This is a genomic window from Bradyrhizobium sp. NP1 (assembly GCF_030378205.1).
Classification (GTDB): Bacteria; Pseudomonadota; Alphaproteobacteria; order Rhizobiales; family Xanthobacteraceae; genus Bradyrhizobium.
The window spans coordinates 2,794,578-2,810,158 of the sequence record NZ_CP127385.1 but is presented as its reverse complement, the minus strand read 5'-3'; the positions used below and the strand labels follow the sequence as shown (position 1 = coordinate 2,810,158).

General features: G+C 61.8%; 12 protein-coding genes. 8 read left to right on the top strand and 4 right to left on the bottom strand.

Going from position 1 to position 15,581, the window contains the following annotated elements:
* Window positions 1-1,383, bottom strand: a complete 1,383-nt coding sequence (locus QOU61_RS13295) for an ethanolamine ammonia-lyase subunit EutB (RefSeq protein ID WP_289659057.1) — start codon at window positions 1,381-1,383, stop codon at window positions 1-3.
* A gap of 289 nt (window positions 1,384-1,672) precedes the next feature.
* Between QOU61_RS13295 and QOU61_RS13290 the strand changes: the two genes are divergently transcribed.
* Window positions 1,673-3,418, top strand: coding sequence for a methyl-accepting chemotaxis protein (locus tag QOU61_RS13290; protein ID WP_289659055.1), 1,746 nt, complete (start codon window positions 1,673-1,675; stop codon window positions 3,416-3,418).
* A 165-nt stretch (window positions 3,419-3,583) separates the two neighbouring features.
* Here QOU61_RS13290 and QOU61_RS13285 read toward each other — a convergent pair whose 3' ends face one another.
* On the bottom strand, window positions 3,584-4,228 hold the full coding sequence (locus QOU61_RS13285) for a class I SAM-dependent methyltransferase (RefSeq protein WP_289659053.1): 645 nt from the start codon (window positions 4,226-4,228) through the stop codon (window positions 3,584-3,586).
* Between the two features lie 383 nt (window positions 4,229-4,611).
* Window positions 4,612-4,848, bottom strand: coding sequence for a hypothetical protein (locus tag QOU61_RS13280; protein ID WP_289659051.1), 237 nt, complete (start codon window positions 4,846-4,848; stop codon window positions 4,612-4,614).
* Window positions 4,849-5,298: 450 nt separating this feature from the next.
* Here QOU61_RS13280 and QOU61_RS13275 point away from each other — a divergent pair, with 450 nt between their 5' ends.
* The 7 genes from QOU61_RS13275 (at window position 5,299) to QOU61_RS13245 (ending at window position 12,120) form a co-directional block, all read left to right on the top strand.
* Window positions 5,299-6,456 carry a M15 family metallopeptidase domain-containing protein gene (locus tag QOU61_RS13275; RefSeq protein ID WP_289659049.1) on the top strand — a complete coding sequence of 386 codons (1,158 nt, stop codon included), beginning with the start codon at window positions 5,299-5,301 and terminating at the stop codon, window positions 6,454-6,456.
* Between the two features lie 211 nt (window positions 6,457-6,667).
* Window positions 6,668-7,861: an aspartate kinase gene (locus QOU61_RS13270; RefSeq protein ID WP_289659047.1), complete on the top strand. Its 1,194-nt coding sequence runs from the start codon at window positions 6,668-6,670 to the stop codon at window positions 7,859-7,861.
* A 175-nt stretch (window positions 7,862-8,036) separates the two neighbouring features.
* Window positions 8,037-8,534, top strand: coding sequence for a hypothetical protein (locus QOU61_RS13265; protein WP_289659045.1), 498 nt, complete (start codon window positions 8,037-8,039; stop codon window positions 8,532-8,534).
* Between the two features lie 11 nt (window positions 8,535-8,545).
* Entirely contained in the window at window positions 8,546-8,695 is a 150-nt protein-coding gene (locus QOU61_RS13260) for a DUF5989 family protein (protein ID WP_289659043.1), read from the top strand.
* A gap of 10 nt (window positions 8,696-8,705) precedes the next feature.
* Window positions 8,706-10,538: a carbamoyltransferase family protein gene (locus QOU61_RS13255; RefSeq protein WP_289659041.1), complete on the top strand. Its 1,833-nt coding sequence runs from the start codon at window positions 8,706-8,708 to the stop codon at window positions 10,536-10,538.
* A 73-nt stretch (window positions 10,539-10,611) separates the two neighbouring features.
* Complete coding sequence (locus tag QOU61_RS13250; protein ID WP_289659040.1) at window positions 10,612-11,757, top strand: SGNH/GDSL hydrolase family protein; 1,146 nt, start codon at window positions 10,612-10,614, stop codon at window positions 11,755-11,757.
* 6 nt (window positions 11,758-11,763) lie between these two features.
* Complete coding sequence (locus QOU61_RS13245; protein WP_289659037.1) at window positions 11,764-12,120, top strand: hypothetical protein; 357 nt, start codon at window positions 11,764-11,766, stop codon at window positions 12,118-12,120.
* A 33-nt stretch (window positions 12,121-12,153) separates the two neighbouring features.
* Here the strand turns inward: QOU61_RS13245 and QOU61_RS13240 are convergent, their stop codons facing one another.
* Window positions 12,154-15,498 carry an adenylate/guanylate cyclase domain-containing protein gene (locus QOU61_RS13240; RefSeq protein WP_289659036.1) on the bottom strand — a complete coding sequence of 1,115 codons (3,345 nt, stop codon included), beginning with the start codon at window positions 15,496-15,498 and terminating at the stop codon, window positions 12,154-12,156.
* Between the last annotated feature and the right edge of the window lie 83 nt (window positions 15,499-15,581).

Sequence of the window (15,581 nt, the reverse complement as noted above, 5' to 3'; positions counted from 1 at the left end):
TCATGCGATCAGGCGGGAGGCAAAATCGGGTAGCTGCCCCGCTGGGCCCGCAAGGCGAAAGTCGGCACCGGCAAGTCCAGCACGCACCAGCCAGTCGTCGAACTCGGGCGCGCGCTTCAGCCCGAACAGGTCGCGCAGATAGAGCGCATCGTGGAACGACGTCGACTGATAGTTCAGCATCACGTCATCAGCGCCCGGCACTCCCATGATAAAGGTGACACCGGCCGCCGCAAGCAGTGTCAGGAGGTTGTCCATGTCGTCCTGGTCGGCCTCCGCGTGGTTAGTGTAGCAGACGTCGATCCCGATTGGCAGGCCGAGCAGCTTGCCGCAAAAGTGATCTTCCAGCCCGGCGCGGATGATCTCCTTGCCGTCATAAAGGTATTCCGGGCCGATGAAGCCGACCACGCTGTTGACCAGCAACGGATCGAAGGCCCGCGCCACCGCGTAGGCCCGCGCCTCGCAGGTCTGCTGGTCGACGCCGTGATGGGCATTGGCCGACAGCGCCGACCCCTGCCCCGTCTCGAAATACATCACGTTGTTCCCCACCGTTCCGCGGCCGAGCGACAGGCCGGCGTCACGGGCCTGGCCGAGCAGCGCGAGATCGACGCCGAAGCTGCGGTTGGCGGCCTCGGTGCCGGCGACCGACTGGAAAACCAGATCGACCGGGGCGCCCTGCGCGATCAGGCCGAGCGTCGTCGTGACATGGGTCAGGACGCAGCCCTGGGTCGGGATCTGCAGGCGGGCGATGATGTCGTCGAGAAGGCGCAGCAAACGGCCGATCACGGCAGGATCGTCGCTCGCCGGATTGATGCCGATGCAGGCATCACCCGAGCCCAGCAAGAGACCGTCGAGGATCGAGGCGGTGATGCCTCTGGCGTCGTCGAAGGGATGGTTCGGCTGCAGGCGGACGCTCATCCGGCCACGCAGGCCGATGGTGTTGCGAAATGCCGACCTCACCTCGCATTTGCGCGCCACCAGGATCAGATCCTGGTTGCGCATCAGTTTTGAGACCGCGGCCGCCATTTCCGGGGTGATGGCGCGCGAGACCGAGCGAAGCGTTTCCGTCGTCGCCGCATCCGACAGCAGCCAGTCGCGGAAGCCGCCGACCGTCAGCGACGCGATCGGAGCAAAGCCTGCCGCGTCGTGGCTGTCGAGGATCAGGCGGGTAACCTCATCCGTCTCATACGGAATCACGGCCTCGCTGAGAAACCGCTGGAGCGGAAGATCGGCCAGCGCCATGCGCGCGGCCACCATCTGCTCGGCACTGTCAGCGGCAATTCCGGCGAGACGATCGCCGGAGCGCGGCGGTGTCGCCTTGGCGAGCAGGTCGCGCAGATCCTCGAAGATATAGGCGGTCGCGTCGATGGTATGACGATAGGCCAAATGGCGGCTCCCGACAGATCGATGGTCAGCTTGCCGATCGACCTTGCGCGACAGATTAGCACTGTCGACATGACCGCCAATCGCGGCCGATGGACCTCAACCGCAGGGCGAGCGGACCCGCTCTCCGGCGCCAACAGCTCCAAACCACCCGTGTAAGATACTGATTTATCTTCGAGATATCGCAATCTTACTGGCATACCACACGTTAAGGTTTTTCAACTAGATTGACCAGAGACGATCAGACACGGCTGACCGGCCACCCGCCCTAATGACCGCTGTGACCCGACCCATGACCTCGCAGACGCCCCCTTCGACCGCTTCCGAGGCCCCTCGCTCGTTCGCCGCGAGGCTGTCACTCGCCGGCCGCCTCTATTCGATCTTCGCGCTGTTTGCGCTGTTGACGGCGGCGATCACGGTCCTGTCCGACTACAACACGCGCCGCGCCACGGAGCTGACCCAATCCATCGAGATTTCCGACCAGGCGGCGCTCAATGTCGAGCGCGTCAATTCGCTCGTCTATGCGGTGGTGATGGAATCCCGCGGCGTCTACATGTCGAGCGATCCCGCGGTCGTGAAGAAATACGGCGAGGGCCTGCTCAGGTTCAACGACCAGATCCTGGGCGTGGTGCGCAAGTGGCAGGATATCGTCCGCGCCGACGACGCCGAGCAGTTCAACAACTTCAAGAAGCGCATCGAGCAGTTCGTCGAATTTCGCAAGGAGCTGGTCCGCCGCGCCAACGAGATCAGCCCGGCCGCCGGTCGGGAATGGGGCGACAATGATGCGAACCGCACGGTTCGTTCGGCCTTGAACAAGGATCTCGAGGCCCTTTCCAAGGTCTATGCCGAGCGCGGCAAGCGCATTGCCGAGCAGACCGAGTCCAATCGCCAGCTTGCCTACGTCCTCACCGCGCTCGGCGCGCTGGCGCTGGTGCTGGTGGGCGTCGGCGTCTTCATCATCTACCGCTCCATTGCGCGCCCCCTTTCGGCGATCACCTCGACGATCAGGCAGGTCGCCGCCGGCGCCGAGGCGGTCGAAGTTCCTCATGTCGAGCGGCCGGACGAGATCGGCGCGCTGGCGCGGGCGATCCGGATCTTCCAGGAGGCGATGGAGCGCAATCGCAAGCTCAACCAGCAGGTTTCCGAGGAATCGACGGCGCGCAGCGAGCGGACCCGCCGGATCGAGGCGTCGGTCGAGGAATTCCGCGCCGCAATCGGCGCGATGCTGCGCGCGGTGAAGAACAACGCGTCGATGATGCGGCAAACGGCGGAAACCATCACCCGCGTCGCCTCCGACGCCAACGGACGCGCGGTTGCGGCAGCCGGCGCCACCGAGCAGGCCGCGAGCAACGTCGCGGCGGTGGCCGGTGCGGCCGAGGAGCTCTCCGCTTCCGTGCAGGAGATCGGCCGGCAGGTCAATCAATCCGCGGCCGCCGTCGAGCAGACCGGGCAGCGCACTGAAAAGTCGATCAACGAGATCGAGGGTCTCGCAGCGGCGACCCAGCGGATCGACGGCGTCCTCGGCCTGATCCAGGCCATCGCCGAGCAGACCAACCTGCTTGCGCTCAACGCGACGATCGAGGCCGCGCGTGCCGGCGACGCCGGCCGCGGCTTCGCCGTGGTGGCGCACGAGGTAAAGGCGCTCGCCGAGCAGACTGCCAAGGCTACCGCCGAGATCGGCCAGAACGTCGGCCTGATCCAGACGTCGACCCGCAACGCGGTCGATGCGGTGCGGGAGATCGGCAAGGCGGTCGGCGAGATCAACGACGTGACGTCGATCATTGCAAGCGCAGTGGGACAGCAGGATACGGCGACGCGCGAAATTTCCGCGAACGCGCAATCGGCGGCGCAGGGCAACAGCACGCTGGTCGCCAACATCACTTCGCTGCGCGACTCGATCGGCGAGACCAACAGCGCCGCCGCCTCCGTGCTGTCGGCCTCCAGCGAACTGACCTCGACCGCGGAAACGCTGTCGCACGAGGTCGAAAAATTCTTCCAGGGCCTGCGCGCCGGCGAAGCCGAACGCATCGCGAGCTAGGGCCTCGACTCATCAATCGATCACCGACCGCCCAGCCCCGAGAGCGGCCAGGGAAGCATCGGGGCGCAGATGGGATGCGTCGTGTTGATCGCCGGGCTCTCCAACACTCTGGGCAGCAGCAGCGACCGATATGCCCCGCTCAATGATCTTGCTGGATGAGCCCCCTCAACCGTCACGTTTGGGGGCTCGAAGTACGTATAGTCTTTGGTAGATCATCCACTCAGGTAGCCAATCAAGCAGAACGTAACCGAGTGGCAACTTGATGATTTCGGCGACGATTCTCAATGAACGCGTGTACCAAAGGACGGACAGGTTACGAGACGTGACGAGAGCGAAACCGAGAGTCTTGAACTCGAGCATCAATCGCCTGTGACTGAAGTGTCTCTGGTAGTCGACAATCGGACCCGAAAGCAAAAGGATCTTGCCAGCGTGTTCTCTGGCAACCTTCTCTAAAAACGCACCCTGTTCCTGGTGAGACAAATACTGGATGCATTCGATCGCGGCTATCACGTCGTAGCCGTTGAAGGAAATTTGCAAAAGATCAGCATTCTCAAATCTGGCATTAGGCAGATTTAGCGATCTGGCGCGACCAATCGCGACATCACTGATGTCGACGCCAACCACGGATCGCGCCTTGTAGAAAACCGCTTCGGTCAGGTGACCTTCGCCGCAGCCAAGCTCCAGGACCAATTTGCCGCGAACGAAGCGGTTAAGGCATCGGCGCAACACCCTGTCCCTGAATCTCGCGCGCGAAATGTGCCAGGGATCAGGCGTTGCATAGTAGCTGTTGAAATCCTCAGCCGTTCGCATTGCGACCTCAATACAGAGAAGCAAATGGGAAACGCTAACGGCAAACTCGAACTGCCAAGGCCAATCTGGCCTGACAAGGTCGGCGTGGGAGCAGACAACCGAGTGATGCGACTGTCAACGCGAGCCCACACAACGTCCTGAAACGTTTTAGCCGAACAGAACGAGATAAAGGAGAGCCCCGCTGAGAGCCACCGCGATTGCCCAAATCGCAGGATCGTAGTTGTTATCGGACGGTTCAGCACGCATCGAACCACCTCATTTAAGGTCTCGACTGCAAAAAGCTCGATTGGCCACGAGCTGGAGGCTGTTGCACTGTTTATCGGCGTGCGCGATTCCACACGGCTGAAAGGGAAACCCTGGACCGTGTCAGACGCGCGCGGCACTCATTCAGAGGCCACGGGCTGCTTCGCCCACTCTGCTGCAAGATCCTTGATCCGCTCGTATTTCAAGGTCGCCGGCTTGCCCTTTCGGACAATGGTCGCCCTCTTGCGCTCGTCGACGGATAAGGTCATTGCTCTCGCCACCGCTGAGCGCAATCTCATGGTGCCGTGATTGGTCAGGTTCACTAGTTCTTCCGGGTCAAAGGCCATTTTTGCGCGCCTGTGCTTGCGCTGGCTCAATAAGCCAGCTCACACGCCCCGAATGCCCAATCGGAAATTTAATCGAGCTTGATTAAGGGCTGGTTGATCCAGTGGACTTTTTTCCGCTGGACGCGCTTCGTTTGAGCTGGGACGCAGGCCTGTGCTCAACGGTCGAACGGCTGGTTGCGAGAGCAACGCCAGAGGCGGGATGACGTCGTCAGCATCGGACTTTCGCAGCGCTGAGGGTGCGAGCGCGAACGCCTGGTCGGACCAACCATCGTTCGTCCACATGTCGGCTGTCGGGTTGACCGGAAATCACCGAACGGAGCAGCACGCGCCATCGCAGAGAAACGTTGCATTTTGGCAACACTCCTTCGAAGAAATTGATGATCCGTAGTTTCCGCCATTGCGCGCGCACATTAACCCGAAAAGATCAGCGTCGTCGCATGCTTGGCCCTGCAATCTGGCTCGCCTTTGGAGGCTGCGATCATGAACCCGCGGCGGTTTACGACAGTAGCGGCGGTGCTGTGCCCGACGGTCGTTTGCGCGGCCTGGGTTGTCGCCTGGCTCGCCGGCTTCGGTTCGGCCGGCATCGAGAACACCGCAGCGCCGGTCTTGGACCGCCGCGTACCATCTCTCGCCGCCAACGCCGAGCCCGCAGACGCGCCGCAGGCAACCGCAACGGGCAATGCCGCCGTCGGTAACGCCGATGTGGCGACCGCTGCCGAATTGGCGACGAGGACTGTCACCGATGCGACGGCGGCGTCCGACGAGCAGAAATCCATCGTCAACGCGGCGTTGACCGATTCGTCGCAGACGCAGCAGCAGCCCGAAACGCCGCCCGTGCAGGTGGCGACAGCACCCGCTGCTGATCCGGCGCCCAACGACCCCAGGGCCGTGAGCTCCGTCGAAATTCTCGACGAGTGCCTGGCGGTGGACATCTGCATCGACCGATACCTGTGGGCGCTCTACCAACGGACGCCCAAGGAGGACAGCATCAAGGAGTCCGAGCAGAGGAAGGTGACGGTCAAGAGGAAGGGCAAAATGGTGACTGTCACCAGAAGCTTTACCAAGCTCGTCGATGAGGATTTCACGTGGAAGGATCCGAAGGCCGCGGAAAAAGCCGGCATGCCGATGATGGACTATGTGATCGGAGGCATGGATCGGAGCTTCAAGCTGAAGCTCTTCCGTACGCTTCGCGCGGCGGAGCAGGCCGGGCTATCACCTGGCATAACCAGCGCGTTCCGCGATGACTATCGTCAATCGCTCGCAAGCGGCCTGAGGGCGGCGACTAACAGGTCGTACCATGGCGGGAGCTTGCGAGGTGGCTATGGCCACGGGCTTGCGGCCGATGTCGTGAGTGTCAAAGGGGAAACCCGGGACGAACGATGGAATTCCAGTGACAAGCTCTGGAAATGGATCGATGCACATGGGACGGAATTTGGAATCGGCCGACCCTATTCCGATCGAGATCCGCCGCATGTGGCACCGATCGACGGCAAGGAATATGCCGCTCACCACCGCGGGACGAAAGTTCAACACGCAGGGTCGAATATGAAGAAGCGCAACCGGTCGGCTGCGCGGGACGATCACAGTGTGGCCAAACGCCCAAGAACCGCAAGATCGTCGAAGGTCAGAACCATCTAACGCAAGACGACAAAGAGCCACCACACCAGTGGTCCGATTCTAGCATTCGCATCCCGTCGCCGCAGGCTCTTTTTGCGAATGTTGGAATCAAAGGACCACCAGCAGATTATCGTTTCTGGTGGAGCTTTGGATTTGACGTTCGTATCAAGGAAACGCGGTGAGGAGCAGCGAACGTCAAATCCGCTCCACTAGCATGTAGGCCGTTGTCAGAATGCGCAACGATCCCGTCATCGTGCAAAAATACGGCGGCGCCTGTCTTGAGACGCCGGCAAAAATCCGCGCGGTCGCGAGCAGCCTCGCCGATTTGCACAGCCGTGGCCATCGTGTCGTGGCGATCGTTTCAGCGATGGGCAAGACCACGGACGAACTGGTTAGGATGGCCTATCAGGTAAGTCCGCACCCCAATCGCCGCGAACTCGACATGTTGCTCACGACCGGCGAGCGCATCAGCATGTCTCTGATGAGCATGGCGCTGGCCGATCTCGGCGTGCCGGCCATCAGTTTTACCGGCAGTCAGGCCGGAGTGATGACCGACGACTCCCATTCGTCCGCGCGCATTTTGGATGTGCGGCCCGTTCGCGTACGCGAGGAACTCGAGCGCGGACGCGTCGTGGTCTTGGCGGGCTTTCAGGGCGTGAACCCGGTTACCAAAGAAATCACCACGCTGGGCCGGGGCGGCAGCGACACCACTGCGGTCGCCATGGCCGCGGCGCTAAAAGCCGAGTGCTGTGAGATTATCAAGGAGGTCGACGGCGTTTGCTCGGCCGATCCGCGCATCGTCGCGAATGCAAAACCCTTGCGTCAGCTGGACTTTGCATCGTTGTCCGAAATGTGTTTTTGGGGCGCCAAGGTTTTGCATTTTCGCAGCGTGGAGCTGGCGCAAAGCCAAAATGTGCCCTTGGTCATAAAAAAATGGGGCGGCCGTGAACACAGCACGCAGGTGATGACAGAGGTTGCGGGGATGGAAAACGGAAAAATCCTGGCCGTCAACTCGATGGCTCGCATCGAGCATGTGGAGATCGATTCGGCGGATCTCAATCAGGGCTTTGAAAAGTTCGCGCAGCATCTCAAACAAAACGGCCTGTCTTGGCCGCAACTCCTTGCCTCGGCTTTCACCGCCGGAAAAACCCGCTTGATGATGACTTGCGATGCGGAGTCGCTCGACACTCTGCTGCGCACGCTGGAAGGCAGCAAAGACTTACGCAAGCAGCGTGAGACCTTGAGTTCGGTGAGCCTAACTTGCTTCGGCGGCGTTTCTTCAGACTTGCCGTTCAAGGCGGTTCAGATTCTGCAGCAACACGGGATAATCGTCGACAAATATGTCTTGTCGCCGCATTCGGTAAATTTATTCGTTGCTGTGGAGAGCCGCGAGGCCGCGGTCAAGGCTTTGCATTCGCTGGTCTAACAGGCGTCTTCGAGAAGCGGCAAATCGACACCACGTCGTTTCCGATGTCGTCTTCGCACCCTTGCGCCTTCGCCAGCCCGAGCCGATTACTCCTTCGAATGGGGTCTGTGCAACGTAAGGAGTACCCCCGATGCTCCTTAATTGACGTTCGCGACAGCACCCCAGCGAGATAGCGTTGAAGGAATACTGGGCTTGGCGTGCCGCGTCATTTTTATTGATTTATTGGCGCGTGGGGCAATTGTCGATGAAGCATGCACATCATGAACGCCACGCCGCTCCCGAACCGGTGACGCCAGGTTCCAATCGTTCATTCGGACTTGTCATGCTGGCGGCCTTTTCGATCCTGGCCGGCTTCAATGCGTGGCACGGCGGGCGGGCCTGGCCCTGGATGACCGGCGTTGCATTGGTCTTCGGTGCTCTGGCGCTGTTCTATCCAGCGGCCCTCGCCCCGTTCAATCGGTTATGGTTCAAATTCGGGCTGCTGCTGCATAGCGTCGTCAGCCCCCTCATCATGGGTCTGCTGTTCTATGGCGCGGTGCTGCCGACGGGCCTTGTCGCGCGCGCGCTCGGCAAGGACCTGCTGCGCCTCAAGCCACAGCCGGATGCGGACAGCTATTGGATCGTCCGGCGGCCCCCGGGACCTTTGCCGGAGACGATGCAGGATCAATTCTGAGGAGACGGTTCATGGAATTCGCTTTGGAGTTCTGGCGTTTCATGCGCGTACGCAAGAAATTTTGGATGTTGCCGATCATTTCCATGATGGTCGTGTTCGGAGGCCTGGCGATCGTTGCCAAGGGCTCGGCGGTGGCGCCCTTCATCTACACGATTTTCTGAGCCGTTCTCCATGCGTGTCCTCGGCATCTCGGCGTTCTACCACGATAGCGCGGCGGCACTGGTCGAGGACGGCCGGATCGTCGCGGCTGCGCAGGAGGAGCGCTTCACCCGCAAGAAGCACGATCCCTCGTTCCCGCTTCAAGCGATCGACTACTGCCTGAAGGAAGGGAATGTCAGGCTGGAGGAGCTTGATCACGTCGTCTTCTACGACAAGCCGTTCATCAAATTCGAACGGCTGCTGGAAACATATATCGCTTTCGCTCCGCGCGGCTTCCGCTCGTTCAACATGGCCGTTCCGCTCTGGCTCCGGGAGAAGCTGTTCCAGAAAAGCCTGCTGCGGCGCGAGCTCAGGAAGTTTTCCGCGAAGTTCGACGCGAGCACGCAGTTGCTCTTCTGCGAGCATCACCTCAGCCACGCGGCTTCCGCATTCTATCCGTCACCCTACCAAAGCGCCGTGGTGCTGACGATGGACGGGGTCGGCGAATGGGCAACCACCTCGGCTGCCTTGGGTGACGGCAACAACCTTGAGATCTTTCAGGAGATTCATTTTCCGCATTCGCTTGGGCTGCTCTACTCCGCGGTGACCTACTACACCGGGTTCAAGGTGAATTCCGGCGAATACAAGGTCATGGGGCTTGCCCCCTACGGGGAGCCGAAATACGCGAAGCTCATCCTCGACAACCTGATCGATTTGAAACCGGACGGATCATTCCGTCTCGACATGTCGTACTTCGACTACTGCACCGGCCTGACGATGACGGCGGACCGCTTCGCCGCGCTGTTCGGGGCCCCGGCGCGGCGGCCCGAGCAACTGCTGACCCAGTTTCATATGGACATGGCTGCGTCGATCCAGGCCGTGCTCGACGAGGCCGTGCTTCGGATGACCCGCAGCCTTTCGAAACAGACGGGCTCGCGCAATCTCTGCATGGCAGGCGGCGTCGCCCTCAACTGCGTCAGCAACGGGAAGATCCTTCGCGACGGACATTTTGACAGCATCTGGATTCAGCCGGCGGCGGGTGATGCCGGCGGCGCGCTGGGCGCCGCGCTTGCTGCCGTTCACCTGTTTCGGGGCGGCCACCGTTCTGTCCGCGATGGAGATGCCATGGCGGGTTCCTATCTTGGGCCGAGCTTCGAGCAGCGCGAGATCGAGACGAGACTGACGTCGGCCGGAGCGAAATTCTCCGTGTCGTCGAGCGATGAAATGATCGAGACGACGGCGCAGGCGCTCGCCGGCCAGAGGTCGGTCGGCTGGTTCCAGGGGCGCATGGAATTCGGCCCGCGCGCTCTCGGCGCGCGCTCCATCCTGGCCGACCCACGCTCGCCGGACGTACAGAGGGATCTCAATCTGCAGATAAAGTATCGGGAGAGTTTCCGTCCCTTCGCCCCCTCGGTGCTGGCAGAGGATGTCGGCGACTGGTTCGAGCTCGAATCGGAAAGCCCTTACATGCTGCTTGTCGCCGACGTGCGGAAGCACAGGCGCCGGAGCATGACGGACGATGAGCAGGGGCTGTTCGGGATCGACAAGCTGAACGTCGTCCGCTCCGAGATTCCGGCCGTCACGCATGTGGACTATTCGGCGCGCGTGCAGACCGTTCATGCGGAGACGCATCCGCTCTATCACCGCCTTGTCGGACGGTTCAAGCAGCTCACCGGCTGCCCGGTGCTGGTCAACACGAGTTTCAATGTGCGGGGCGAACCGATCGTCTGTACGCCGGAGGACGCATTCCGCTGTTTCATGGGTAACGAGCTCCACCTCCTGGTGGTCGGCAATTGCATCCTGCACAAATCGGAACAGAACCAGGCCTTGAAGCTCGACTATCGCGCCGGATTTGAGCCCGACTGACGACGGCTGCGGGCCGCAGACCTGCCGACGCGAGGCAAGCCGCGGATTTCCCGCGGCGCGGGAGGTATATCGGATGGCAAACGTCCTTCTTGCGATCCTCGTCTCGCTGTTCAGTCTCGAGCTGTTCTCGTTCGTCGCGACGCAAGCCAACCTGCTGCTGTTCAACGATATGCCGGGCGTCTACCGGCACCGCTATGACGGTCAGGAATGGCGGACCCAGAAAGATCCGTGGGGCTCATGGCACCGGCCGAATTCCACCGACCGGCACCGCTCGGCCTGTTTCGACGTGCGCTATCAGGCGAATGAGATCGGGGCGCGGGACGGCGCGTTCAGCAGGGAGAAGCCCGGTCCATCGCCGCGTTACGTGCTGCTCGGCGACTCCTTCGCAGAGGGGTTTGGCATCGATTTCGAGAACACCGCCCAGGCCCGGCTCGAGACGTTGACCGGTATCGACATCTACAATTTCGGGTCCGACGGTTATTTCGGCCCGGTACAGTACGACCTGATCTACGAGAAGCTCGCGAACAGCTATCAGCATGACGGCGTGGTCCTGTTCTTTCTCCCCGCCAACGACTTCACCGACAACAATTTTGCGGTCTGGAAGACTTTGCATCCGACCTGGTACCGGCCGTATTACAAGAAGGAAGATGGAGGACGGTACGGCGTCTTCTACCCGGACGGGGCGGTCCCCGATGAGCATTTCGACAGGCCCGGCTGGTTCAAGCGCCTCCTTCTCGATTACACCTTCACCGCCAATACGCTGCGAACGATCACATATCTTCTCACAGGGAATGCGCAGGAGTCGAAATACAGCGGCTACTTCGATGGGACCGCGGACGAGCAAAAGGCGGTCCTGTATTTCCTCGAGCGGATCGTCGATCGGGCCGGCCAACGCCCCGTCATCATCCTGGTGATCCCGAATCGAGCGGACCTGCGTCGCATCCAGGCGGGCGAGCATTATGCGGACCAGTATTGGTACCGCCAGCTGCGCTTCCTGCAAAATGTGCGGCCGAACGTCGATGTGATCGACATGGCCGAGTCGATGCCTCGAGACTACGAGCGATTCTTTCTGTCCTGCGACAATCATTGGAACGAGCTCGGCAATGCCGAGGCCGCCAGGCTGCTGGCAGCGCGGCTCGGCCAGGCGCCGGCACGCACGCCGGCGCTCGACCGGGTGGCGAAAGACCGTGAGACCGGACACGAGGTGAAGTCTCAGTGAGGCGCCATGAACAAGCCGGCTGAATTTGATCACGATCGCCATTGGGGATTTTTGGCGGAAGCCAAGGACGAGCCGAAGCAATTGGCCCTGCTCGGACTGTTGCAGGGCTCATCGTGGAAATGCCTGTATGCTGCGAACGGAACGGGCGAGGTTTTCGCGAGCGAACAGCTCAACGAGCTTATCATCGAGGAAGCGGGGCGCCGCATTTACGAGTCCCAGCAAGCGCGCCTTTCGGATCAAACGACCTTTGCCGCAAGGCGGGCGTGGCGAAGCGAGGACGTACCGGTCGAGTTCTGGAACAGTTACCGCGAAGATGCGCGCGCAGCGCTGTCACTGGCCGCCGTCGCCGTGCCAAAACCCTGACCGCGAATGTTGCCGCAAAACGGTCCGGCACCATCAGAGGCGCGCGCGCGGGCCAGTGCTTACGCGCTTGAGCAGCTTTCCTGCTTCTTCGATTTCGGGGAGATCTTGCGCCGTACCGAAACCGACGAGGACCGGAGCGAGCACCTCGGATGCCGCCCCTGCTCTGCCATTCGTATTGTAGAGGTGCGCAAGTCCAAGTGCGCCGCGCAGTTCGAAAGTCTTCGTCTGTTGGCGTCGGGCGATTTCCAGGGCTTTGTTGAAGGCATCTTCGGCACAACAAACGTTCGGACGGGCACAACGCAAAGAGAGCTCACCCTGCGCACGATGCAGCTCGGCGTCGAGCCAATGCTGGCCGGATTGTTCCGTACAGGTGATCAGCTCTCTCAAGATTTCCAGCCCCGTCTCGACTTGCCCTACCTCCGCATCCGCCAGGGCAATCTGCATGCCCCAGAACGGTTCACAAAGGTAGCAGTCGTTTTCGTGCAGCGAGGTCCAGCCTCGGCGCATGTCCGCGAGCCCAGCCGTTCGATCGCCGGTACGCCATTTTGCCAGGCCATTCAGATAGGTGCCGGCGGCCACATATAACGGCATCGCGTGCTCGCGGGCGAGCGCAAGCATCGTCTCCGTCTGTCGCAACATGTCTCCGCGCAGGCCGTCGAAAACAGCGCTGTGAACGAGCGCATTGACCTGAGAAAGCGCACGCTTTTCCTCCGGGGCACCCACCGCCTCTCGGGCGAGCCGGCGCGATCTCTCAATGCTCCCAAGTGGCCAAAGCACCAGGGCAAGAAATCTCTTGATCACGAACGGCAGGTCCAGCGCTGCCGCCTTGAAAGTCGCGGGATCAGGCTCGGCTCCATAGATCGCGAGTGCTTGTTCAAGATGCGCTCTCGCGCTCAAGTAATCGCCCCCGAACCAGCAGGTCACTCCGCTGCTCCAGTGTGCGACGATTGCGGCCACCGGCGATTCCGGTCGCCGGCTCGCGGCACTCATGATCGACTCTGTCAACTCCCGCATCGGCGTGATCTCGCCCTGAGTCAGGCTGGCATTGAAGAGGCCTGAATGGATCGGCGCCAGTTCCACGGGATCATTGAGAGCTGCGAACTCTCGAGCGCGTGTCCATGCAGCCACCGTTTCGGGAGCGCTGTGCCCAAGGCTGCCCCGCAGCGCGCGGCCATATGAGATTTGGAGTTGAAGCCGGTCTATGGTCCGGCCCGGCCCAGCAGGCAGCTCATCGGCGATGGCAACCGCCTTGCCGAGATGCGCGACCGCCTCGGGATATGCCGAGCGTTTCAAGGCCTGCTGGCCGGACTTGCGCCACCACTCCAGGGCTACGCCGCTCAGCCCCGCCTCGGTGAAGTGGTACGCCACGACTTCCGGCTCGGTCTCGGCGATGACCGGAAACCTGTCACGCAGGACCTCGCCAATATGCTTGTGGAGCAGTTGCCGACGACTCTTGAGCAGGCTCTCGTAAGCCGCCTCCTGAACGAGTGCATGCTTGAAGCTATAGCTCGATTCGGGTGGCGTCCCGCGGCGCAACAGCAACTCGGCGTCTTCGAGTTGCGCGAGCGCGGCGCTCAGGGTCAGATCGTCGCGCCCCGCCACGCATCGCAGCAGCGTGTATGAGAAGTCGCGGCCAATGGCAGCACCGATCTGCGCCACCTCCTTGACCGGCGCCAGGCGGTCAAGGCGCGCCATCAGCGAGTCCTGCAGTGTCGCGGGAATAGCGAGCGGCGGGAGCGGACTGTCGAGGCGATAGCGCCCGGATTCCTCCACGAGCAGCCCGGACTCCAGCACCATCTTGGTCAACTCCTCGACGAAGAGTGGAATGCCATCCGTCTTGTCGATGATCTGCCTCATCATCTCGCGTGGCAGCTGTCGGCCGACAGCCACCTGCTCGACCAGAGTGCGCGTGTCCTGCCGGTCGAGCCTATCCAGCCGCAACAGGCCGACATTGGGAAGACCCGTCCAGGGCGGTTCGAACTCGGGCCGGAATGTCATGAGCACGAAAATCGGTAGCCCTCTGATCCGATCGACCCCGAGGTCGTAAAGCTCGAGCGTCGTGGCGTCGGCCCAATGCATGTCCTCGCAGATGATCAGCAGAGGTTGCTGCCGTGCCAGCCCCTCAAGCTGGTCGAGAAGGACGGCGAATGTCTGTCGCCGCTGCTGCGCCGGACTGAGGCCCAGCGGCGGGTAGCGCTCACCGGTTGGGATCGAAAGAAGCGCGGCAATGAGCGGCGTCGCTTTAGCCACCTGTTGCGTTCCAAGCGCAAGCATTGCCTCGAGCTTGTCGAGCTTTTGCCCGGGCGCGTCCTGCGGCCTGATGCCGGCGGCGCGCTCGAGCTGAGCAATGAAGGGATGGAGCGCGCTGTTCGTATGGTAGGGCGAGCACTGATAGCGCACCCGGCGTTGCCCCGTCAACGCGATGCTGTCGCAGAGCGCTTCCACAAGGCGCGATTTGCCGATCCCGGCCTCGCCCGAAATCAACACCATCTGCCCATGGCCCTGCCACGCCAGCTGCTGGCGCGAGAGCACGAATTCGATTTCTGCCTTGCGGCCGACAAAGCCGATCGAGCGCGCCGCGCGCACCGCCTCGAAGCGGCTCTCCGATGCGACCGCACCTTCGACCGCCCAGACCGCGATCGGTTCGCAGATGCCCTTGACCTCGCGCTGGCCGAGACTGCGGAAAGTGAATAGATCGCCAAGCAGCTGGCGCGTCGAAGCGGCGACGACAACCACCCCCGGCTGCGCTAGGCTCTGGAGCCGGGCGGCAACATTCGGTGCATCACCGACCATCGCCTGCTCCTCTGACGCGCCTTCGCTGATGAGGTCGCCCACGACCACAAGCCCGGTCGCGATCGCGATCCGCACCTCGACCCGTTCTTCGCGCGTTTCGAGCTTCCCTATAGCGGCGATGATGTCGAGACCCGCTCGCACTGCGCGCTCTGCATCATCCTCGTGCGCGCGCGGATAGCCGAAATAGGCGAGTATTCCGTCACCGACAAACCTGGCGATAATGCCGTCATACGCAGCAATGACCCTCGCGCAGGCGGCCCGATAGGCGCGGATCACCTCCCACATGTCCTCGGGATCGAGCCGCGCTGAGAGCGCAGTCGAGCCCACCAGGTCACAGAACATGACGGTGAGGTGGCGTCGCTCGGCGATGTCGCGGTGACGAACAAGCTCGGCGGTTGATTCAGCTTGATTGAGCTCGGCGATCGCGCGCAGCATCTTGCGGCGATGGCCGAGCAGAACCCCGAGCCTGTCGAAGTCCTCGTCCTTCAGTTCGGGAAGGACACCAACATCGATCCCATTGTCGGCAAAACGCTTCGCGTATTGCCCAAGCCCAAGCCTCTCGAGCCAGTCCGCAATCTGCTGCATTGGCACCACCGACTGTCTGGTTGGCGGCTAGCCGAATTTTGGACCACGGCGAAGAAATGTAATCTGATCCGCCTAGGATAGCA